Raw genomic sequence first — 21,256 nt, forward strand, 5'->3', positions numbered from 1 at the left:
CCTTCTCCGCCTGATAGAGCCAGCGCGCCTGCTGCAATGCCTGATTGCTGCTGATACTGGCGGGTTTGTCGAGCAGGAGTACGCCGTCAATTTTTTTGCGTTTGCGCGTCATGGTTGTGGTCACCGCGTATGAATGCAGTCAATGCGTTGAAAAACGTCTGCGCTTCGGCGGCATCATGGGATTGGCCGTTAACCAGAAGATGCGCATCCTGAATGCTGATATCGAGTGCGTAGCCTTTGTCATCCGCAATGATTGCCGGATTGCCGGTAATAAATTTCAGCGGAATAATACTGGTCTTGGGGTTATCGGTAAACCATTCCTTGTTGGCGCGGAAAGTCAGAGTGCTGCCCTGGAAAGTGGATATTATGGATTTGGCATTATCCATTTTCAGGTTATCAAGTGTCTTTTTGTCTTTAATATGCTCGGCAATCTGGATGCCAAAATGAATGTTTTTATCACCGCTATCCATAGAAAGTTGATATTTTGCGATGAGGTCGCGCATCAACAAATCCTGATAGAGCCGCAATCCCAATCCCATGACCATAAGATCCGGTTTGTTGTTCGTGTCGTCAATGCTGTCTATGAATACCGTCAGCGCCTTGATGGTATCTTCACTCACATTGTGCAGCGATACCTTTGCTTCAAGGTGATCGGGAATAAGCGGGAATTGTTCGGCCAGCCGCGATTTTAATTTGCCGTCAATGGTAAAGTGGGCATCAAAATGCCCCAGCAAATCGTAACTTTCGCCTTCCTGCGCTATGCCCAAAATCACCGAACTGTCATGAAAAACGGTATCTGCGGTGCCATCGGGGTTGGTCATGCGCGCGCCGGCAAAATGAATCTTGGCATTGGCCCGTGTTTTTTTGCCACCCACTGTAATGTTGCCCAAGGTCATTTGCGGTTTTTCCAGGATAAACTCACTCTTGTTGGCAAACTGCGCGTGGATTTTGTCCACAGAAAGCGAGAGTTTATTATCCTGCACATCCAGTTGGAATTGCCAGGGCAGTAGGGTCAAGGTGTCGTCATGGCCACCATTGAAAGTGGCATCCCAGTGCATATTGCGCGGAAATGTTTTTTCCGCACCACTGATCACAATTGTGCCGCCCTGGAAAAACACTTTGCCATTTTGTTGTGGCGGCAGCGTTTGTGTCCATAGCAATTGCCGTTTCCAATTAACACGCAAATCGCCCTCCGGCCAGGATTTGTCTTCATCCACGATACGGATACGGGCAAGATCCTGTCCGGTTTTTATCAATGGTGCATGAGTAATGACGAGTAAATAGCGGGAAGAATCTTTTTCCATATCCACGCGCAATGTCGCCGTGGATGTCGCATAGCCACGCTGATAATCCTCCAACGTCAATTTGATGTCCGAAAATTCCGGTATTTCCAGCGGGGCAACGCCTTGTTGTACTTTGCTCCGCAATTCTTGCTCAACCAGGATTCCGGTCAGCCACGGCGACGCCGCGAATCCGCCGAGCAGCAAAATCATGGCGGCTATCAACCCTTTTTTCATGATGTAAACTCCGTAGAAAAACAGCGCGCATTTTAGCGAAGCCGCCACGACCGCGCCGCAGGTTTGTGTGACGTCCCGATCTGCCCCGCTTTGCGAGGCGCCGAATGGCAAACTGCCCTGAATCCCGTGCGAGGCACCGCTTCGCCATACTGGACTTTGTGAGGATGGCTATACATGAACCGGTGCCCGCATCTATTAACCCCACCCCAACCCTCCCCCAAGGAGGAGGGGGCATATCGGTGGATGGCTACAAAGCACGCGCATAAAGAAACCCGCCATCAGGCGGGTTTCTTTCGTATGAACAGAGAGTTATTGGAACATTCCCTGCGCGGCGAGGCGGGCGACGGTTTCCTGCCAGTGTTGTTCAAGGCTGGTGTCGTCTTTGGCTTCAAGGCAGGCTTTCAGCGCTTCCAGGTGCAGCGGCAGGGTGGCGATGCGTTCGGCGAGCTGTTCCGGCAGGCCGAGGTTTTGCCAGGCTGCCTTGTCGCGCGGGCGGCTTTGTCCGTGCTGGTAGTGCGCGGTCGATAGCAGCGCGGTGATGCGGTGTTGCAGGGGGGTAACCGCTGCTTCGAGGTCGTCATCACTGCCACCGTGGCGGGCGAGGGTTTCGATGCTGCGCTCCAGGTGGTCGCGGATGCGCAGTTGCAGTTCGTCTTGCAGGGTGGCGGGGACGCGGTTGTCCTGGCTTTCCAGCTCGCGCCAGAGGGCGTCTGCGCCGCTTACTTCGCGCGCGATGGTGTAGTGATTCACCAGCGCCGGGATGCTGCCGCTCGCCTGGCTGGCGCGCCAGGTGCCAGCGATGCCGAGGCGGTTCACCAGGTCGTTGGTCATCCAGGTGCTGGTGATTTCGCGGTGCAGACGGTGCGTGCCCATGTATTTGCCGTATTTTTCGGCGAGTTGCGCCGGGAAGTAGTGGCGCAGGTTTTGTTGGTGGTACGGCGCATCCGGCAAGGGGGATTCCAGCAGGTGGTCGTAGAGCCACATTTTTGTGTAGGCGAGCAGTACCGCCAGTTCGGGCGCGGTGAGGTTGTCGCTGGCGTCGCGGCGTTTGCCGAGGCTGGCGTCGTCCGGCAGGTGTTCGATGGCGCGGTCGAGGCGCTCTTCGGCTTCGAGCTGCTGCATCAGCCGGGCGTAGTCGTCGAGGTTTTCGCGGCGGGAGAGGGCGAGGCTGATGGTTTGCGGCTGGAGGTAGTTCTGCCGCAGGACGTGCGCGGCGACGCTGTCGGTCATCTCATGTAGCAGCGCGTTGCGCGCGGCGTGATCGAGTTCACCTGCCTCAATGGCTTGATTAAGCAGGATTTTGATGTTGACTTCGTGGTCGGAGCAGTTGACGCCGCCGGAGTTGTCGATGGCGTCGGTGTTGAGGCGGACGCCGTTTTGTGCGGCTTCGATGCGCCCGCGCTGGGTCATGCCGAGGTTGCCGCCTTCGCCGATGATTTTCGCGCGCACGTCGCGCCCGTTGATGCGCAGCGCGTCGTTGGCGCGGTCGCCGACTTGGGCGTTGGTCTCGTCGCTTGCCTTGATGTAGGTGCCGATGCCGCCGTTCCAGATGAGGTCCACCGGTGCTTTCAGCAGGCGGCTGATGAGTTCGGTCGGCGTCAGGCGGTCTTCGCTGATGTCAAACGCGGCCTTCATTTCCGGGGTGATGGCGATGGTTTTGTCGCTGCGGGCGAAGACGCCGCCGCCTTTGCTGATGAGGGCGGCGTTGTAGTCCGCCCAGCTGGAGCGCGGCAGGCGGAACAGCCGTTCGCGTTCGGCAAGGCTCGTCGCCGGGTCGGGGTTGGGGTCGATGAAGATGTGCAGGTGGTTGAAGGCGGCGAGCAGTTTGGTGTTTGCCGAGAGCAGCATTCCGTTGCCGAAGACGTCGCCGCTCATGTCGCCGATGCCGACGGCGGTGAAGGTGTCGTCTTTCTGGATGTTTTTGCCGAGCAGGCGGAAGTGGCGCTTCACCGATTCCCACGCGCCGCGCGCGGTGATGCCGATGCCTTTGTGGTCGTAGCCTGCCGAGCCGCCGGAGGCGAAGGCGTCGCCGAGCCAGAAGTGGTATTCGGCGGCGATGCTGTTGGCGATGTCGGAGAATTTGGCGGTGCCTTTATCGGCGGCGACGACGAGATAGGGATCGTCTTCGTCGTGGCGGACGGTGTCGGCGGGCGGGACGATTTTGCCATCGACGAGGTTGTCGGTGAGGTCAAGCAGGCCGCGGATGAAGGTGCGGTAGCAGTTTTTGCCCGCCTCCAGATAGGCATCGCGGTCGGCAGGCGCTTTTTTGACGACGAAGCCGCCTTTGGAGCCGACCGGGACGATGATGGCGTTTTTCACCATTTGCGCCTTGACGAGGCCGAGGACTTCGGTGCGGAAGTCGCCGTGGCGGTCTGACCAGCGCAGGCCGCCGCGTGCCACTTTGCCGCCGCGCAAATGCACGCCTTCCACTTCCGGCGCGTAAACCCAGATTTCGTAGAGCGGTTTGGGTTTGGGCAGGTTGGGGATGTCGCGCGCGGCGAATTTGAAGGAAAGGCGGTTTTTCGGCCTGCCGTCGGCGCCTTTTTGGTAGTAGTTGGTGCGCACCAAGGCGTTCAGGAGGTCGCTGTACCAGCGCAGGATGGCTTCGTGTTCGCCGCTTTTGATTTGTTGCAGCCGGTTTTGCAGTTCGGTGAGCGCGGCAGCGGCGCGGTTGGCATCATTGTTGCCCGGCTGCATTTTCGCGTGGAAGGCGGCAATGAAGGCGAGGGTGGCGTCGGGGTTGTTATTGAGCGCGGCGCGGATTTGTTCGTAGCTGTAGGGCGCGCCCGCCTGTATCAGGTATTTGCCGAGCGCGCGCAATACGGCGATTTCGCGGATGTCGCAACCGTGCGCGCTGACGTAGCCGTTGAGGTCGTCGTCTTCACTCGCACCTGTCCAGACGCTGATGAAGGCTTTGACGATGTTGTCAAAATGGCTGTCCGGGGCGTCACCCGGCTGGAAGTCGTTAAGTGCGCTGTCGATGTCGTAGCGTTGCAGCCAGTAGTTGTCGCCGAGGCTGTAGTCGTGCAGGGCGAGCGCGGGCAGGGCGAGGTTTTTCAGGATTTGGGCGACGGTCAGGAAGTAGGCGATGCGCTCGTCTGTGCCGTAGATGCAGAGGCGCAGGCCGTCTTCTCCCTCATCGTCGTGCCAGAGTTGTACGGCAAGCGGTTTGTTTTCATCCAGACTGGCGAGCAGTTTGGTATCGGTCACGCCCTGCTGCGGCGTGTTTTCTTCGCGGTAGGCGAAGCTGAGGATGTCGTCAAAGCGGGCGAGTGCTTCTTTGCCTGCGGCTTTCAGTTGTGCGTGATACTGCGTGTTCCATTCGGCAAATGCTTGCAGTCGTGCGTCGATGCCGGTTTTTTGGCTTTTTCCCATGTTGCTGCTCCCGTGTTTTTTCAAGCGATAGCGGTTTGTAACCTTGGGTGAATTTTAGCATGGCAGCGTTGTTTTTTGTGGACAGGGAAACGGTTTCGCGCAGTTTTCACCGTGAAATGCACAGCGGCGGGCGTCAGCGCAGCCAGCCGCTCTCTTTCAGCCAGGCGGCAAAGTCGCGGGTGAAGGCTTCGTATCCGGCGGCGTTGGGGTGTACTTGGTCGGATTTGAGCGCGTCGTTGCCGAGGATTTTTGCCCAGCCGTCGGCGTAGTAGGGGATGTTTTCCGCCTGGGCGAGGTCGGCGTAGAGTTTGTGGTCGCCGGGGTAGCCCAGCGCCGCGCCGACGCCGACGCCCGGCACGCCGACGAGGATGGTTTCTGCGCCAGCCGTTTTGCAGGCCTGGATGATGGCGCGGATGTTGGCGCGGGTTTCGTTTTCCGGCAGGCGGCGGAGGAAGTCGTTACCGCCGATGCTGATGATGACGAGGCGCGGCGCGTGCGCGCGCAACAGTTCCGGCAGGCGGGCAAGTGCTTGTGCGCTGGTGTCGCCGCTGATGCCGCCGTTGGTGATGTTCCAGCCGCTGATGGCGGCGAGGCGGGTGGGGTAGGATTCGGACGGATTCGCGCCCTGGCCGTAGGTGAGCGAGTCGCCAAGGGCGAGAACGGCGCTGCCGCGCGGCAGGGCGGCGTGTTTGGCGGTTTTTTTGCCGCAGGCGGCAAGTGCGGCGGCGGCGAGGAGGAGGAATAGGCGGCGGTTCATAGCTCTTGTGTGCGATGGGGGTGGCAGGGGATTTATAGCGGCTGTGCGTGCTGGACGAGGAGGCTCAGGCGTTCGTCGCCGTAGAAGCGGTTTACTTGCAGTTCGTAGGCGATGCGCAGCCGGGTGCCGGGGCGGTAGTCGGCGGTGTGGAAGAACCACGAGGCGCTGTAGGTGTTGCCGCTGTGTATTTCGCGCAGGACGAGGCGGGTATGCGCGCTGCCAAGCAGGCGGCAGTCCAGCACTTCAAAGGGGTTGGCGAATACTGGCACGGGCAGCGCCGCGCCCCAGGGTTCGAGTTGTTCGAGGTAGCGCGCCCAGTCGAGGTTGAGGAGCGCGGCAGGCAGTTCGCCGTCGATGTACACGGGTTCGGGCGGGATGGTCGCGCCGTAGGTGTCTAGGAAGGCGCGGTTGATGGCGTCGATCAGCGCCGGGTAGTGTTCGCGTTTGACGCTGAGGCCGGCGGCAGCGGCGTGGCCGCCGTAGCGCAGGGTGTCGGCGGGCAGGCGGCGGGCGGCGTTGTGCAGCAGTTCGTGCAGGGGTACGGCGCTGACGGAGCGCAGCGAGGCCTTGATCCAGCCGTTTTCGCCGCTGTCGGTGGCGACCAGCGCCGGGCGGGCGAAGCGGCTTTTGAGGCGGGCGGCGATGATGCCAATGATGCCTTCGTGCCAGCCGGGGTTGTAGGCGGCGGCCAGCGGCAGTACGGGCGAGATTTGTTGTGCGGCTTCTTGGACGGCTTCGTTTTCCAGCGCTTTGCGGTCGCGGTTTTTTTCGTCGCTTTCTTGGGCGTAGTCTTGTGCGGTTTGCCAGTCTTCGGCGAGCAGCAGCGCGACGCCGTCGCTCATGTCGCCGAGGCGGCCCAGCGCGTTCAGGCGCGGTGCGACGGTATAGGCGATGTCTTGTGCGCCGAGGTGGGCGGGGTTCTGGTTGGCTACTGCCAGCAGGGCGCGGATGCCGGTGTTGCCCTGGCCGCCCCTGATGCGGGCGAGGCCGTGGTTGACGAGGATGCGGTTGTTGTAGTCGAGCGGGACGAGGTCGGCGATGGTGCCGAGGGCAACGAGGTCGAGGTGGTCGGTGAGGCGCAGTTGTTCCGGCCAGCGGCCTTGCGCGCGCAGGTGTTGGCGCAGCGCGAGGAGGAGGTAGAAGGCGACGCCGACGCCGGCGAGGTTTTTGCCGGGGAAGGTGCTGTCGTGGCGGTTGGGGTTCACCACGGCGATGGCGTCGGGCAGGGTGTCGCCGGGGAGGTGGTGGTCAGTAATCAGGGTGTCGATGCCGCGCGCGCGGGCGGCGGCGACGGCTTCGTGGCTGCTGGTGCCGTTATCGACGGTGAGGATGAGGCCGGGCGTGCGTGGCAGCGCGGCGAGTCCGGCGAGGCTGAAGCCGTAGCCGTGGGCGCTGCGGTTGGGGATGAACCAGTCCACGTTGGCACCGAGTTGGCGCAGGACGCGCACGGTGAGGGCGGTGGCGGTGGCGCCATCGACGTCGTAGTCGCCGTAAACGAGGACGGGGTCGCCGGTGGCAAGGGCGCGGTCAAGGCGGGCGAGGGCAGGGGCGATGTCGGGCAGGTTGTCCGGCGGCAGCAGGTGTTGCAGGCGTTTTTCGATTTCGTCGTGGCTGGCAAGGCGGCTGGCGTAGATGTTTTTGACCAGCGGGTGCCAGTCAGCAGGCAGGGTGGCGGCGTTGATGCGCGCGGGGCGGGGGGTGATCACGGGGTGTTGGTGTGTGCGGATGCTGTGGGGCAGGGCGGGATGGTTTACATACACCAAGAGCGCTCAGGTGTATGTAGATGGTTTGGGGTTGGCGAATCGGTAGCGAGGTATGCGGATTAACCCCACCCCAGCCCTCCCCCACAGGGGGAGGGAGCCGTCCGGTGGTTTTCGGGCTTTTGTTTCCGGCACAGGCAGGGGCGCTCGGTGTTTATTCGATGTTTTCGACGCGGATGCGTTTGACGGCGCCGGAGACGGCTGGCAGGGCGGCGAGTTGTTCGCAGGCGCGGTTCATTTGTGCTTCGCTGACGGTTTCGGTGAGCAGTACCAGCGGGATGTGGTCGTTGTGTTTGCGGTGGTTTTTTTGGCTGACGGAGTTGATGGAGATGTGGTTGTCGGCCAGTATTCGCGTGATGTCCGCCAGTACTCCCGCGCGGTCTTCGACGGTGAGGCGCAGGTAGTAGGCGCTGCGGAAGGCGTCGGCGGGCAGTACCGGCAGGCTGTTGCGGTCGTGCACTTCGCTGTAGCCAAATTCGGCGAGGCGGTCTTCGCCCTTGAGGTTGAGTTCGCGCACGACGTCAATGAGGTCGGCGACGACTGCCGAGGCGGTCGGCAGTTTGCCCGCACCGGGGCCGTAGTAGAGGCTGTTGCCGACGGCGTTGCCTTGTACTTGCACGGCGTTCATTACGCCGTTGACGCTGGCTATCAGCGCGTTTTGCGGGACGAGGGTGGGATGGACGCGGATTTCGACGCCGTTGTCGCGGCGCACGGCAAGCCCCAGGTGTTTGATGCTGTAGCCGAGTTCGGCAGCGTCCTGGATGTCGTCCGGGGTGAGTGAATCTATGCCTTCGATGTGGACGCTGTCGAACTGGAGCGGGATGCCGAAGGCGAGCGAGGCGAGGATGGTGATTTTGTGGGCGGCGTCGGTGCCGTTGATGTCAAACGACGGGTCGGCTTCGGCGTAGCCCAAGGCTTGCGCTTCTTTGAGGACGTCGGCGAAGTCGCGGCCTTTTTGTGCCATTTCGGTGAGGATGTAGTTGCTGGTGCCGTTGATGATGCCGGCGACGCGCTTGACTTCGTTGCCGCTCATGCCTTCGCGCAGTACTTTGATGACGGGGATGCCTCCGGCGACGGCGGCCTCGAAGGTGAGTTCCAGTCCTTTTTCGCGCGCCAGGGCGAAGAGGGCGTCGCCGTGTTTGGCGATGAGTGCCTTGTTGGCGGTGATGACGTGTTTGCCGTGTTTCAGCGCGGTTTCTATCAGTTCGCGCGCCGGGTGTTCGCCGCCGGCAAGTTCGATGATGATGTCTATCGCCGGGTCGCGGGCGAGTGCCATCGCGTCGGTGGTGCAGCTGAAGGGCAGGGCGGCGGTGTCGGTGTTGCCCCAGTTGCGACGGGCGACGCTTTTGACGTGCAGGTGGTAGCCGCAACGGCGCTCGATTTCGCGCGCGTTTTTGTGCAGGACTTCGACGACTCCCTGTCCGACGGTTCCGTATCCGATGATGCCGATGGCGACGTTTTTCACTGGTTTTCCTGTGGGTTGGTTAAGGTTATGAGAGGCGGCAAGTATAGTGTGGCGGCAAGGGCTGTCAATACGGGCAGGGGCGGTGTTCGAGGCGTACGCCGTCGCGGGCGATGGCGATCGGCTGGTGTTGCGCGGGCGGCTGGTCGGCCAGTGCGAGGATGCAGTCGCCGAGGCCGCTGCCGCTGATTTTTACCGCGTGGGCGTGCGGGCGGGCGGCGGCGAGGTGGGCGGCCTGGGTGTCGTCGCAGACGCCGAGGGCGTTTAGCAGTTCCTGGTAGTCGTTGAGGCTCTGGTAGTAGTCCGCCCAGTCGCCGCGTGTGGCGGCGGCGATGCTGCGCGCGCTGCCCGCGCCCATGCGGTCGTAGAGGTGCTGGTAGTAGTCGGGGTCGATGGCGGCGTGGGCGGCGATGCGGGCGAGGACTTCGGCGGTCGGGGTTTTGTAGCCCGCGTAGCGCAGGCTGAGGCCGGTGGGCGGTGCGGGTAGTGGTTCGATGCGGGTGAAGGGGCGGTTCTGGTAGGCGATGAGGCCACCGGCGAGCGAGGCGGCGAGGTCGGCGCCGCTGCCGCGTTGTTGGACGGTGAGGATGGTGCGGTAGGCGGCGCGGTGCAGCGCGAGCAGGTCGGGGTTTTGGCCGCGCAGGCGGTAGAGCAGGGCGGTGATGGCGGCGGTGACGGCAGCGGAGCTGCCGAGGCCGAGGGTGGGGTCAATGTCGCTGTCGATGGTGAGGTTGAGGCCGCCTGCGGGCGGGGTTTGGCGCAGTGCGGCGATGATGTAGCGCAGTTTGGGGTGGTCGGTGAGGTGGGCGAGGTCGGTGCGGTGTTCGCCGAGGGCGCTCTGGATGTGGATTTGCCGGTCGGTGCGCGGGGTGAGGTGGATGCGGACGCGCTGGTCGATGGCGCAGACGATGGCGGGCGCGCCGTAAACGACGGCGTGTTCGCCGGTAATCATGATGCTGCCGGGGGCGCTGGCGGTCAGGGTTTGGGTCATGGTTGCTCCGTGCGGGGGTGAGGCGGGAATTGTAGCGGATGTTGTGTAGCGCGGCGAAAGGGGCGGTGGCGTTATATAGCCATCCACCGAAAGCCTCATACTGTGTTGCGTCGCCTGACCGGGCACCCTAAAAAATGGCGAAGCCATTTTTTAGGGAAACCCGCGCCGTACAAATGCGTACTGTCTTCGGCGACGCGCCTTGTCTGAAACTTTCGGTGAACGGCTATAATCGGCTTCCTTTCTTTTGTCAGGAGTGTTTTATGTTCTGCAAGTCTGCTGTTGCCGCCGCGTTGGCGGGTTTGGCCGTGGTTGCGGTTGCCGCGCCGTCACCGGTGATCAGTCCGAATTTCGGCATGGCGCAATATGATGTGGTCAGGCGCGAGGGCAAGGTCGCGCTGGATGGCAAGGTCGATGAGGCGGTGTGGGCGGAGGTGCCTGCGCTTGCCGGAGCGTTTCATTTTCCCTGGGCGCCGCAGGAGGCGCCAGCGACGGTGTTCCGCGCGTTCAGCGATGGCGAGGATTTTTATTTTTCGTTCGTGGTCAAGGACAAGCAGGTGCTGGCGGCGGAGCAATGGCAGGATGAAAGCACGGTCGATGGCGAGGATCGGGTCGAGTTGTTCTTCGCCGGTGCGCTGGTCGATCGCCCCGGCGAGAATGGCATGGAGCGTTATTATGCGATTGAGGTCGATGCGAAGGGGCGGGTGCATGATTATGCCATCGCCTATTACCGCCAGTTTGACAGCGACTGGGCGCTCACCGGGCTGGAGTCAAAGGCGGTGCTGACCGGCGATGGCTATAGTGTCGAGGGCAAGATTCCGCTGAAGGTCTTGCAGGATTTGCATCTGCTGCGCGACGGTCTGATGCGCACCGGTGTGTTCCGTGCGGAGTTTTCGCCGTCCGGTGGCACGGAGCCGCGTGCGGAGTGGATTTCCTGGGTCAATCCGAATACGCCGCAGCCGGATTTTCACGTTGATAGTGCGTTTGGCGTGTTCCGCTTTTTGCCGTAAGCGGCAGGCATCAAAAAACCGGGTGTTGTGACCCGGTTTTTTTTTTGTGCGCACGGCGGCAGTCAGGCGGGCGCGGCGGCAAGGTTTTTGATGGCGATGATGTGGGTGTTGTCGGCGGTGGCGCGGATGCTGTGGCTTTGCCACGGCTCAAGGGTGATGATGCGGTCGGGTGTCATCGCCGCGCTTTCACCGTTGCTGCGGATTTCCGCGCTGCCGCTCAGGGTAATGAGGACGATGGCCGCGCCGTTCTGGTAGGGCGGGATTTCGTTGCCCGCGCGCAGGCGCAGCTCAACGATTTCTTTTTGGGCGTCGCTGGCGAGGATGCCGCCCAGCGGGCCGCTGTGGTGCAAGAGCAAGGTTTGCATGGTTTCTGGTTTGGTTGGGGTTTTCGGTGTGGCGGGGTTGCAGCAGCGTTTGGGTAACGATGGGTGCCTCAATCGCAGGGCTGTTGGTTTGGTTTTTGTGATGGCATCAAGACCGCTACCCCCACCCTAACCCTCCCCCGGGCCCCACGCAAAATGCGTCCGCATTTTGCGTGGGTACCCGCCCGCTGCGGGCTTCGCCCTGCGGGGGAGGGGGATTTTTCAATTGTAAACAGCTCTTAGTCTGGCAGGTTGAGCAGCAGTTCGATCAGTTCGGGTGAACCGGCGACGTGCAGCAGTTCTTGCGGGTTGAGGTATTTCAGCGCCTCGGCGTAGTGCGCCGCTTCTTGCAGTTTGGCTTTGGCGGTGATGTGCAGCAGCCGTTCTTTGGTGTTTTGCGGGGCGTCGAGGTCGAGCGCGGCGATGTGCTGTGCGGCGAGGTCGCGGTTGCGCCCCAGTTCGGTGATGTGCTGGTTGCGGCAGGCGGCAAAGGGGGCGCTGTCGGCGGCGGCTGTGGTTTCAATCGCAGGCGGCGTGATTTCTTCGGGGATGAGCAGTACCCGCTTTTTCGCCAGCCATTTGCCAAGCCCGATGTTGCCGCTGTGGCGCGACAGCCACGGCGAGAGGAAGAGGCCGATGATGATGGGCGAGAGCCAGATGATTTGGTTCGGCGCCTGCCAGATGAGGCCGGCGAGCATGATGGCGGCGATGATGACGTAGATGAGGTTGCGTTTGAGCGCGTCTTTCCACGGCATCAGCGCACCGGCGCGGTTTTGTGTGCGCCAGCCGCTGTCGCGGCCAAGGAAGATGTCGATAACGTGGCGGGTCTGGATGAGCATCAGCAGCGGCGCGTAGAGGGTGGAGACGATGAGCTCCACGATGAAGCCTTTGCAGACGGTGAGGCCGCCGCCGAAGGCACGCCGCTTTTTGTTGGAGAGCATGATGCGCAGCCAGCCGACAAATTTTGGCAACAGCAGCAGGCTGATGGCGGCGAAGAAGAGCCAGAGCATCCGCTCGGGGTCGAAGGTCGGCCAGTCGGGGAAGAGTTGGCGCGCGCTGGTGAAGTATTTGGGTTTGGTGAACAGGGTTTGCGCGGTGATGCCGGTGCCGACGATGAGCATGGTCAGCCAGATGGGGCTCATGATGTAGCTGGCGATGCCGATGAGGAAGTGGATGCGGCTCGGCCAGCGCAGGCCTTTGGCGCCGATGATGCCGAGGTGTTGCATATTGCCCTGCGCCCAGCGGCGTTCACGGCCAACGAGGTCGTCCAGCGTTGGCGGCAGGCCTTCGTAGCTGCCGCCAAGGTCGGGGTCCATGCGCACGTCCCAGCCCGCGCGGCGCAGCAGGGCGGCTTCGACGAAGTCGTGGCTCATGATGTGGCCGCCGATGGGGTTGCGTCCGCGCAGGATGGGCAGGCCGCAGCTTTCGGCGAAGGCGTGGACGCGGATGATGGCGTTGTGTCCCCAGTAGTTGCCGTCTTCGCCTTGCCAGGCGGCGACGCCACGGGCGACGATGGGGCCGTAGAGGGCGCCCGCGAACTGGATGGCGCGCGCCAGCAGTGATTCGCCGCCGATGAGGCGCGGCATGGTTTGCAGGAGGCCGAGGCGCGGTTCGGCATCCATGCGTGCGACCATTTCGGTGAGGGTGGCGGCTTCCATCAGGCTGTCGGCATCAAGCATGACCATGTAGGCGTAGCGGCCACCCCAGCGGCGCACGAAGTTTTCGACGTTGCCGGATTTGCGGCCAACGTTTTGCGCGCGGCGGCGGTACCAGACGGGGATGGGCGAGCGTTCGCGCAGGATGTGCAATGCCCGCGTTTCGCCGAGCCAGGCGTCGGGTTTTTGTGTGTCGGAGATGATGAAGATTTCGCAGCGCTCCGCAATGGCGGTCTGGCTGATTTGTTGTGCCATCGCCAATAGTGCGGCGTGGGTCATCGCCGGGTCTTCGCCGTAAACGGGCATGACCAGCGCCACTTTGCCGCCGTCCGGGTCAAGCGCGGCCTTGTGGCGGCGCAGCGGCAGGAAGCCGGCGAGGCAGGCGGTGGTGGAGAAGGCGACCCAGTAGAAGGTGAGCGCGAAGAAGACGAGCAGGATGTATTGCAGCAGGGTACTGCGCCCGTCGCCAAAGGCCTTGAGCATATGCCAACTGCCGAGGGTGCCGATGGCGAGTGCGCCGCCAAAGGCGATGAGGCGGGCAAGGTGGGTGCGCAGCGGGGTGTACACCGGCGGGCGTCCGGGTGCCTTGCGCAGCGACTGGACGCGCATGTTCAGCGGCGCGGCAGGCGGGACGGCGGGAAGGTTGGCGCTCATAAGGGTACCCAGCGGTAGTACCAGCTTTCGGTGACGGGGACGTCTTTGCCGTCGGTGAGGCGCAGTTGCAGCTCGGCCATGGTGTTGTTTTTCGGACGGTAGTCGAAGGCGGCGCGCAGTTTGCCCGCTTCCGGCAGGCGGACGAGGTGGGCGCCGCTGATTTCGCCGACGCTGGCGTTGGTGCTGAGTTTGAGGGTGTCCGGGTCAAGCGGGGTGGTGCCTTCGGGCATGGTGAAGTCCACGGTGAAGGTGAACAGTTCGGGGTTGTTCACCGCCGCACCGCTGCGGGTGCCGCTGATGCGGGCGCGACCGGAGAATTCGGGGCCGGTTTGCGACCAGGTGAGGTCGTAGGCGAAGTCGTGCCGTTGTCCGGCCTTGAGCGGCTCTGCCGGGCTCCAGAAGGCAATGATGTTGTCGTTGAATTCGTTGGTTACGGGGATTTCGACGAGTGAGACGCTGCCCTTGTTCCAGTTGCCGCGCGGTGTGACCCAGGCGGAGGGGCGCTTGTCGTAGCGTGCTTCGGCGTCCTGGAAGTTGTCGAAGGCGCGCGCGCGTTGCAGCAGGCCGAAGCCTTTGGGGTTGTCGTCAATGAAGGCGGAGAATTGCAGCGTCTGCGGGTTGCACAGCGGACGCCACAGGCGGGCTTCGGCGCCGGTGTAGATGGCAAGGCCGTCGTTGTCATGCACCGCGTTGCGGTAATCGTTAATCGCCGCGCGGCGGCTGGGGCTGAAAAAGTACATCGAGGTCAGCGGCGCGATGCCGTAGTGTTCGATGTCCTTGCGCGGGAAGAGGCTGGATTTGATGAGGAAGACGGTTTCCGCGCCGGGGATGATTTCCATCGCGTAGGCGCCGGTGAGCGAGGCGCTTTCCAGCAGCGCTTCGAGGCGGATGCTGCGGTCGTCCGCGCCGGGCTGGTAAATCCAGAATTGGGTGAAGCGCGGAAATTCTTCGCCGTTGGGGCCGCCGGTACCTAGCGCCAAGCCGCGTGCGGAGAGACCGTAGAGGGTGTCGCGGGCGATGGCGCGGAAGTAGCTGGCGCCCTGGAACACGGCAAATTCGTCCAGGTAATCGGGCGAGTTGATGGGGTAGCGCAGGCGGAAGCCCGACCAGCCCAGTCCCTGGCGCATTTCGTCGCTGAAGTCGAGTTTGCTGGCGTCGAACTGGTTGGGGTCGTAGTCAAACAGGGTCGGGTCAAAGGCGATTTCTTCGGCCTTGCCGTTCTTGACGAGGGAGATGCGTACCCGCTCCTTGAAGAAGTGACCGGGCGGCAGCAGGTCAAGCCCGAACTGGGATTTGCCGGACTGGATGGGGTCGGCGCTGCGGCGGAAGCGGATGCCGCGGTACTGGTCGTAACTGAGGTCGGCGTAGGCACCGGCGAGTTTGAAGAGATCCGGTTTGTCCGGGCTTTGCGCGCGCTCCTGCGCGAGGGTGATGACGCGGCCAAAGCTGTGGGTATCGGCTTCGGCTTGTGGCGCGTTTTCCTGGGCAAAGGCTGTTTTGGTCAGGGCAGCGGCGCTGATGACGCCTGCCATGAAGTCCCGTCTGTTCATGTTGGTTGCTCGTGATGTGTGTGGTTTGAGGTTTTCGGGGCGCGAGAGTATAGCATGATTGGTGGATGGTAATCCGCCGCCGCGCGTGTACTGGTGCGGTTTTGCTCGGATTTCAGCCGTTTGCGGGGAACCAGCTCGCGGGTGGCTGGGCGAGCATGGCCTTGAGGTTTTCGCTGCACAGCCAAGCGGTTGTGCCATCGTCAAGGTAGTGCGCGTGGTGATAGGTGTTGTAACCGCCGAGGGTGTAGGGTTTGCCGTCAAGGGTGAGGGTGAGCGGGCGCGGGTTGGGTGGTGCCTTGAGGTCGGCGAGGGGCTGCGGGCTGTGGCAGGTGGCGAGGATGTCCAGCATTTGTTCGGCTCTGCCGGGGCGGACGGGTTTGCCGTCACCCGTCCAGCCGCTGCTGCCGCGCTCAAGGATGATGGCGCTGTCTTTTTGGGTGATGGCGATGCGCTGCACCCGCGCCGGGTCAAGGAAGCGGTCGGCGTGGTCAAGGCGGTAGTCAAGGGTAAGGAAGGTCGCAAGCAGGGCGAGCCAGAGGAGGAGAGAGACGCTGGGCATGGGTTGACGGAATGTCTGGAATGGCGCTGATGCCGGAAGAGGTCGCGCAGCCGCAGCCATTGCCCGTCCCCTCCGCTATTCTGCAAGGGGCGGGGAATGGAAGCGCACGGGTTATTTGACGTTCTTCATCGACTGGAAGAATTCTTCGTTGGTCTTGGTGTTTTTCAGGCGTTCGAGCAAAAATTCGCTCGCTTGCAGTTCGTCCATCGGGTGCAGGATTTTGCGCAGTATCCAGGTTTTTTGCAGGACGTCCGGGTCTATCATCAGCTCTTCGCGGCGCGTGCCGGAGGGGTTGATGTCTATCGCCGGGAAGATGCGTTTTTCGGCGATGCGGCGGTTCAGGTGGATTTCCATGTTGCCGGTGCCCTTGAATTCTTCGTAGATGACTTCGTCCATTTTCGAGCCGGTGTCTATCAGGGCGGTGGCGATGATGGTGAGCGAGCCGGCTTCTTCGGTGTTGCGCGCCGCGCCAAAGAAGCGTTTCGGGCGTTGCAGCGCGCTGGCATCGACGCCGCCGCTCAAGATTTTGCTGGATGCCGGGGTGATGGTGTTGTAGGCACGCGCCAGGCGGGTGATGGAGTCGCAGAGGATGATGACGTCTTTTTTGTGTTCGACCAGACGTTTGGCTTTTTCGATGACCATTTCTGCGACCTGCACGTGGCGCTGCGCAGGTTCGTCAAAGGTGGAGGAGATGACTTCGCCCCTGACGCTGCGCTGCATTTCGGTGACTTCTTCCGGGCGCTCGTCGATGAGGAGGACGATGAGGTAGCATTCGGGGTGGTTGTGGCTGATGGACTGGGCGATGTTTTGCAGCATCACGGTTTTGCCCGCTTTCGGTGGCGAGACGATGAGGCCGCGCTGGCCTTTGCCGATGGGCGCGATGAGGTCAATCATGCGCGGGGTGATGTCTTCGCTGCTGCCGTTGCCGAGCTCCAGTTTGAGCATTTCGTCGGCGTGCAGCGGGGTCAGGTTTTCAAAGGGGATTTTGTGTCTGGCGGCGCCGCGTTCGTCGTAGTTGATGCTGTCGATTTTGGTGAGGGCGAAGTAGCGTTCGTTGTCTTTCGGCGGGCGGATTTTGCCGGTGATGGTGTCGCCGGTGCGCAGGTTGCCGCGGCGGATGAGGCCGGGCGGGACGTAGATGTCGTCCGGGTTGGCCTGGTAGGAGTTCACTTCGGCGCGGAGGAAGCCGTAGCCGTCTTGCAGGAGTTCGAGGGTGCCGTCGCCGCTGATTTCTTCGCCGCCTTTGGCGTGCGCTTTGAGGATGCTGAAGATGAGGTCTTGTTTGCGTTTGCGGGAGATGTCGTCAAGTCCCATGGATTCGGCGAGTTCGAGGATTTCCTGGGAGCTTTTTTGTTTTAGTTCGCTGAGGTTCATACGGTGTGGTGATGGCTGGGAATGTTTGCCCCCGCGTGATGCGGGGGCGGGTGGGTCATGACATATGCGGTTTGGCGAAGTTCAGCAGGTCTTCTTTGCTCGCAAGGCCGATGTGGGTATCGACGTGCGCGCCGTTTTTGAAGAGCAGCAGCGTCGGGATGGAACGGATGCCGTATTGTGCGGCGAGGTCGTTGTTCGCATCAACATCGACCTTGACGATTTTTAGCTTGCCGTCGGTTTCGGCGGCAAGGGCTTCGAGTTCGGGGGCGATGGCCTTGCACGGGCCGCACCAGGTCGCCCAGAAATCGACGATGACGGGTACGCTGGCGCCAATTACTTCGGCCTGAAAGTTGGCCTCGCTGACTGCGATAGGTTTGCTCATGGATAGTCTCCGGTTGGGATGTGTGCGGACGGCGAATCGGCGCTGCGGTATTGCACCGCAGGGGATGGAAGTTAAAGGGGGATTCGCGTCGGCGGGTAAAGAAGAACCGCGCAGGAGGCGCGGCGGGAAAGCGGCGCGCAGTATAGCCGCTTCGCCGCCTGTTTCCTACTGCCGCGCCTAAATGGCGGCGAAAAAAGGGCTTTTCAAGCGCGTGCGCCGTAGCGGGCGCGGTAGGCCTGCATCGCGGGCAGATGGGCGGCGAGCGCGGCATCGCTGCCGATGTATTGCAGCAGGTCATCGAGGGTGACGACAGCGGCGGTGGTGAGTTTTTCCGCGTTGGCAAGGCGGGCAAGGGCGGTGTCGCCGCCATCAACGGTTTCCTGACGGTCAAGCGCGACGACAACCGCGACCGGTTCGGCGGCTGCCGCGCGCAGCACCGTCAGCGATTCGCGGATGGCGGTACCGGCGGTCAGCACGTCGTCGAGAATCAGCACCCGTTTGCCCGCGAGCGGCGCGCCGACCAGCGTGCCGCCTTCGCCGTGGTCTTTCGCTTCCTTGCGGTTGAACGTCCACGGCAGCGACAGCCCATGCTCGGCGTGCAGCACCACCGCCACCGCCGCCACCAGCGGGATGCCCTTGTACGCCGGGCCGTAAAGCGCGTCAAAGGCGATGCCTTCGTCGCGCAGCCGCAGCACGGTCGCCGCATAAGCGCGCGCCATTACCGTCAGCGCCTCGCCCGTGGCAAACGCGCCCGCGTTGAAAAAATACGGGCTTTGCCGCCCCGATTTCAGGGTGAAATCGCCGAATTTCAGCGCCGCCACCGCCAGCGCCGCGCACAAGAAATCTTTTTGATAGACTGCCAGCATCACTTGCCTCAAAAAAATAGTTTCAAAATCATCATGTTTAATGAAAAACCCGCCCGAAGGGGCGGGCTGCAAAAGGCGGATTACATCCTTCTCGCGCCGAAAGAACCCATCACCGGCGTCGGTTCGTCGATACCGGGAATATCGGTGGCGGTGCCCTTGAAGACGCCGCCCACCTGTTCGGCTGCGGGGCCGTAGAACTGCCCCTGCATTTCCACGCCGTTTTTGACGCCGCTGAACGCATTGCCGTTGATGGTACCGCCCAGCGCAATCGGGTTGACGCGGCTGTCGCCATAGACTTCGCCGTCAATCGTTTTTTCGCCGAAATTCACATGAAACGAGGAAAGCCCGGTGCGGAAAGCCGGGTTGGTGCCCATCGCAAAGGTACTGAGGCCAATATAGTAAGTATCACCGTCCGTGGGTACCTTGTCAGCGGGGGTCGCGTCGCCGACGGCAAACACATGGTGCTGTTTCCCGTCAAAATCCGTATGGAAGCCAAAGCGGACATAACTCAGGATATTGCGTCCGTTGGTAACGGTGCGGTTTTTGCCGTCATCGGAGAGCGTGCCGAAATTCTGTGCCTCAAACTCCGGGCGGGCAACGGTAATATTGTGGCCGTTAATGGAGATGACCGAATTGCGGTCGCCGCTGACGCCCACGCGGCGGGCAGTCGTCAAATCATTCCGTTCGGCGGTCAGGGCTGCGCCCGCAATGGCCGGCGACGCGGCAGGTGCCGGGGCGGTGGGAGTGGCGGGCTGGCGTGACGGATTGACATTGCCAGACTGGGCGGACGGGTTCGGGACGGCGGGGGGAGCCTTGGGATCGGCAGGTTGCGCGTCGCTGTCGTCACCGCCGCCACCGCACGCGGAAAGCGACAATGCGGCGGCACAAACACAAGCCATCAGTATGGATTTCTTCATAAAAACATTCCTTTCAAATAAAAAAGCGCCCCTGCGGGCGCGCGCAATTCTAGCGGACTTTCCTCTGTATGGCACCGCCTTTTGCCGCGCCAGGGCGTGTTTGCCATTCAGCCCGTGGCGACGTGTACCGGGGCTCATTCATGCGATACAAACAGGGTTCTGTAGCAAGGCGCAGGGGCTTTGCTTGCATCGCTATACATACACATTGAGCGCTCAGGTGTATGTAAATAAATGGCGCGGGGTACTGCCACGGGCGCCGCGCGCAAGAAATCTTTTTGATAGACTGCCAGCATCAATTACCTCACAAGCACAAAAAAATGTTCAAAATCATCACCTTTAACGCCAACGGCATCCGATCCGCCGCGCGCAAGGGCTTCTTCCAATGGCTCGGCGCGCAGGACGCCGACGCCGTCTGCATCCAGGAAACCAAGGCGCAACTGCCGCAACTGGAAGGCGACAGCACCTATTTTCCGCTCACGCACAACTACTACCACGACGCGGAAAAGAAGGGCTACAGCGGCGTCGCATTGTACCTGAAACACCCGCCGCAACAGGTGCAGCACGGCATCGGCTGGGCGGAAATCGACAGCGAGGGGCGCTATCTGGAGGCGCGTTACCCCGGCTTCGCGCTCATCAGCCTCTATATGCACAGCGGCACCAGCGGCGAAGAGCGTCAGGCGAAAAAAGAAGCCTTCATGGCGAAACTGGCACCGTGGCTGAACGCGCGGGTGGCGGCGGGCGAGCGCCTCATCCTCTGCGGCGACATCAACATCGCCCACACCGAAAAAGACCTGAAAAACTGGAAAGGCAACCTGAAAAACAGCGGCTTCCTGCCGCAGGAGCGCGCCTGGCTGTCCGAGCTGTTCGCAGGCGAATTTCGCGACGCCTTCCGCCTCGTCCACCCCGAACTGGAGCAATACACCTGGTGGAGCCAGCGCGGCAACGCCCGCGCCAACAACGTCGGCTGGCGCATCGACTACCAGATTGTCAGCGCCAACCTCGCCGCGCAGGTGGAAAGCGCCAGCGTTTACACCGGCGAAAACTTCTCCGACCACGCGCCGCTCATCATCACTTACCGCGATTTGCAGGGGTGAACCTTTCCCGCACCGCCATGCCCACCGATTACGCCAGGCGCCTACGCCCGGTCATCCGCCATCTTGAACAGCATTACCGCGAGCCGCTTGACCTCACCGCGCTTGCCGACATGGCGGCGCTGTCGCCTTACCATTTCCACCGCATCTACAAAGCGGTTGTCGGCGAAACGCCTGCTACGACCGTGCGCCGTCTGCGTCTGGAAAACATCGCACGCCAGCTCTTTTACGATGCCAACGCTAACATTACTGCCCTCGCGCTTGAGCACGGCTACGCCAGCTCGCAGGCGCTGGCCAAGGCGTTCCGCGCCCATTTCGGCATCACCGCGAGCGAGCTGCGCGCCTGCCGCGACCTCGCAAGCTATATCGCGACCCTGCAAAACAGCAAAATCGGACACCTGCTGCACAAAACGGGACACGCCGCCCGCCCGGCACAGGGCGATACTGTCGCGGTCATCAACCCACAGGAGCAAACCATGACCAGCGATATGCAAACGACCACCCTCGCGCCATGTACCGTCGCCTACATCCGCGTCGTCGGCGAATACGGCAAGAACTATGCGGCTGCGACCAACCGTCTCTACCAATGGGCGGGCGCGCACGGCTTGGCCGATGGCGAATGTCTCTATATCTACCTCGACAGCCCGGAAATCACGCCCGCCGACAAATGCCGCACCGACATTTGCCTCACCGTGCCGGAAGACGCGCCAACCGCCGACGATATCGAAAAGCAGCGGCTGCCCGGCGGCAGTTACGCCGTCATTCGCCGTACGGTCAGCGATCCGGCGCAGTACCGCGTGTATTGGGAAGAAATCATAGCGGCGGTCATCGCCGCGCGGCTGGAAATCGACAACCGTCCCTGTTTTGAACGTTATCACCACTACGACGATGCCAGCGGCGTGGCTGATGTCAGTTTTTGCGTGGCGGTAGTGCTGTAAAGCGCATGGCAACAACCGGGCAAATGCCCGGTTTTTTTT

At 62.0% G+C, this 21,256-nt stretch carries 17 protein-coding genes and 1 pseudogene; 3 read left to right on the plus strand and 15 right to left on the minus strand.

All coding sequences use genetic code 11. From position 1 onward, the window contains the following. The 7 genes and pseudogenes from Q0349_RS14155 to Q0349_RS11540 all read right to left on the minus strand — a co-directional run. Nucleotides 1-112 (minus strand): annotated as a pseudogene (locus Q0349_RS14155) (pseudouridine synthase); the annotation flags it as partial. Next, the gene (locus Q0349_RS11515) at nucleotides 87-1,517 is read right to left on the minus strand and encodes a DUF945 family protein (RefSeq protein WP_298081121.1); all 1,431 of its coding nucleotides are present in this window, start codon (nucleotides 1,515-1,517) and stop codon (nucleotides 87-89) included. The pseudogene Q0349_RS14155 and the gene Q0349_RS11515, both read right to left, overlap by 26 nt. 309 nt (nucleotides 1,518-1,826) lie before the next feature. Next, nucleotides 1,827-4,892, minus strand: coding sequence for an NAD-glutamate dehydrogenase domain-containing protein (locus Q0349_RS11520; RefSeq protein ID WP_298081122.1), 3,066 nt, complete (start codon nucleotides 4,890-4,892; stop codon nucleotides 1,827-1,829). Nucleotides 4,893-5,025: 133 nt separating this feature from the next. Continuing rightward, nucleotides 5,026-5,649, minus strand: a complete 624-nt coding sequence (locus Q0349_RS11525) for a GDSL-type esterase/lipase family protein (RefSeq protein ID WP_298081125.1) — start codon at nucleotides 5,647-5,649, stop codon at nucleotides 5,026-5,028. A 32-nt stretch (nucleotides 5,650-5,681) separates the two neighbouring features. Further along, nucleotides 5,682-7,355 (minus strand): single-stranded-DNA-specific exonuclease RecJ, encoded by a 1,674-nt coding sequence (gene recJ / locus Q0349_RS11530; protein WP_298081126.1) that lies wholly within the window; start codon nucleotides 7,353-7,355, stop codon nucleotides 5,682-5,684. A 208-nt stretch (nucleotides 7,356-7,563) separates the two neighbouring features. Next, nucleotides 7,564-8,874, minus strand: a complete 1,311-nt coding sequence (locus Q0349_RS11535) for a homoserine dehydrogenase (protein WP_298081127.1) — start codon at nucleotides 8,872-8,874, stop codon at nucleotides 7,564-7,566. 64 nt (nucleotides 8,875-8,938) lie between these two features. Then, complete coding sequence (locus Q0349_RS11540; protein ID WP_298081128.1) at nucleotides 8,939-9,862, minus strand: mevalonate kinase; 924 nt, start codon at nucleotides 9,860-9,862, stop codon at nucleotides 8,939-8,941. Between the two features lie 173 nt (nucleotides 9,863-10,035). Between Q0349_RS11540 and Q0349_RS11545 the strand changes: the two genes are divergently transcribed. After that, nucleotides 10,036-10,869, plus strand: a complete 834-nt coding sequence (locus tag Q0349_RS11545) for a carbohydrate-binding family 9-like protein (protein ID WP_298081129.1) — start codon at nucleotides 10,036-10,038, stop codon at nucleotides 10,867-10,869. Between the two features lie 62 nt (nucleotides 10,870-10,931). Here Q0349_RS11545 and Q0349_RS11550 read toward each other — a convergent pair whose 3' ends face one another. The 8 genes from Q0349_RS11550 to Q0349_RS11585 all read right to left on the minus strand — a co-directional run bounded on the left by Q0349_RS11550 (nucleotide 10,932) and on the right by Q0349_RS11585 (nucleotide 19,188). After that, the gene (locus Q0349_RS11550; protein WP_298081130.1) at nucleotides 10,932-11,234 is read right to left on the minus strand and encodes a hypothetical protein; all 303 of its coding nucleotides are present in this window, start codon (nucleotides 11,232-11,234) and stop codon (nucleotides 10,932-10,934) included. Nucleotides 11,235-11,470: 236 nt separating this feature from the next. After that, nucleotides 11,471-13,540 (minus strand): glucans biosynthesis glucosyltransferase MdoH, encoded by a 2,070-nt coding sequence (gene mdoH, locus Q0349_RS11555; RefSeq protein ID WP_298081131.1) that lies wholly within the window; start codon nucleotides 13,538-13,540, stop codon nucleotides 11,471-11,473. After that, nucleotides 13,537-15,090 carry a glucan biosynthesis protein gene (locus tag Q0349_RS11560; RefSeq protein ID WP_298081132.1) on the minus strand — a complete coding sequence of 518 codons (1,554 nt, stop codon included), beginning with the start codon at nucleotides 15,088-15,090 and terminating at the stop codon, nucleotides 13,537-13,539. The genes mdoH and Q0349_RS11560 overlap by 4 nt, the downstream gene beginning before the upstream one ends. Nucleotides 15,091-15,202: 112 nt before the next feature. Continuing rightward, complete coding sequence (locus tag Q0349_RS11565) at nucleotides 15,203-15,649, minus strand: hypothetical protein (RefSeq protein ID WP_298081133.1); 447 nt, start codon at nucleotides 15,647-15,649, stop codon at nucleotides 15,203-15,205. A 111-nt stretch (nucleotides 15,650-15,760) separates the two neighbouring features. After that, nucleotides 15,761-17,023: a transcription termination factor Rho gene (gene rho / locus Q0349_RS11570; protein WP_298081134.1), complete on the minus strand. Its 1,263-nt coding sequence runs from the start codon at nucleotides 17,021-17,023 to the stop codon at nucleotides 15,761-15,763. Between the two features lie 55 nt (nucleotides 17,024-17,078). After that, on the minus strand, nucleotides 17,079-17,405 hold the full coding sequence (trxA, locus tag Q0349_RS11575; protein ID WP_298081135.1) for a thioredoxin: 327 nt from the start codon (nucleotides 17,403-17,405) through the stop codon (nucleotides 17,079-17,081). 203 nt (nucleotides 17,406-17,608) lie between these two features. Next, nucleotides 17,609-18,268, minus strand: coding sequence for an orotate phosphoribosyltransferase (gene pyrE, locus Q0349_RS11580; protein ID WP_298081146.1), 660 nt, complete (start codon nucleotides 18,266-18,268; stop codon nucleotides 17,609-17,611). Nucleotides 18,269-18,351: 83 nt separating this feature from the next. Beyond that, the gene (locus Q0349_RS11585; protein WP_298081136.1) at nucleotides 18,352-19,188 is read right to left on the minus strand and encodes a transferrin-binding protein-like solute binding protein; all 837 of its coding nucleotides are present in this window, start codon (nucleotides 19,186-19,188) and stop codon (nucleotides 18,352-18,354) included. A gap of 317 nt (nucleotides 19,189-19,505) precedes the next feature. On the opposite strand from Q0349_RS11585, the gene Q0349_RS11590 reads away from it, so the two are divergent. Continuing rightward, nucleotides 19,506-20,282: an exodeoxyribonuclease III gene (locus Q0349_RS11590; protein WP_298081137.1), complete on the plus strand. Its 777-nt coding sequence runs from the start codon at nucleotides 19,506-19,508 to the stop codon at nucleotides 20,280-20,282. A gap of 17 nt (nucleotides 20,283-20,299) precedes the next feature. After that, nucleotides 20,300-21,217 (plus strand): GyrI-like domain-containing protein, encoded by a 918-nt coding sequence (locus Q0349_RS11595; RefSeq protein WP_298081138.1) that lies wholly within the window; start codon nucleotides 20,300-20,302, stop codon nucleotides 21,215-21,217. Nucleotides 21,218-21,256 lie beyond the last annotated feature (39 nt).

This window comes from uncultured Cardiobacterium sp., from assembly GCF_938028185.1.
GTDB lineage: Bacteria > Pseudomonadota > Gammaproteobacteria > Cardiobacteriales > Cardiobacteriaceae > Cardiobacterium.